Genomic DNA, 744 nt, shown 5'->3' with positions numbered 1-744 from the left:
TTTCCATTGCTTGCGAAATGGCATTGTTTTGGACAAATTCATTGCCCTCAAACAAGGCTTCAAACACGGGACGCGTGACAAGATGTTGTGCTAACATCTCAATGGCTTCCTCTTGTTTTATTTCACTGTTTAAGTTGTTTTTTAGTTCTTTATGGAAGGCATCAAAAGCATGAAAGGCTTCACTGGTTTCATCAGAAAGTATATCTTTAAGACGATTGATATGGTTTTGAGCAATTTCAGCAACATTGCCAGCCCAAATGCCCCAGTAATCGGCAAGGGTAAATTTCTTAGCCAAAAGGGTTTTAAGTGCATTGGGAAAATCTTTATAAAAGGGTAATCTTCCTGTAACACTATGAATGTATTTTTGTGGTTCATAGGCTGCTTTTCCAATCTCAAGCCCCGCGCTTTCTGGTTTCTCATAAACATGGATTTTATCTTCAACCGTGGTCATACTCTTTAAGGCAACAATCTCTAAAGTATGACTGACGTCTTGATCTAAAATCATCTGGTTAAGAGTTACTTCAAAGTTTTCATCATGGGAAAGCAAAGCATTGATCACTTGCCAGACAACACTGTATCTCTTGTTGTATTTTAAAGCCTCTTCAGCAGAAATCCCAGCCGGCACCCCAACGGGTAAAATGATATAGCCTCTTTTCTTGCCTTTGGCACGGCGCATGATACGCCCCACCGCCTGTATCACATCCACTTGGCTTTTACGCGGGTGTAAAAACATAATGGCATCAA

At 40.5% G+C, this 744-nt stretch carries 1 pseudogene; it reads right to left on the bottom strand.

What is annotated here, in order from left to right:
• Positions 1 to 744: pseudogene (locus tag ACFIN0_RS09965) on the bottom strand (damage-inducible protein); the annotation flags it as partial.

Source organism: Bartonella sp. AA89HNZF (genome assembly GCF_042196905.1).
Taxonomy (GTDB): Bacteria; Pseudomonadota; Alphaproteobacteria; order Rhizobiales; family Rhizobiaceae; genus Bartonella.
Note: the sequence above shows the minus strand (reverse complement) of the source record. Positions and strands in the feature narration are given on the sequence as shown.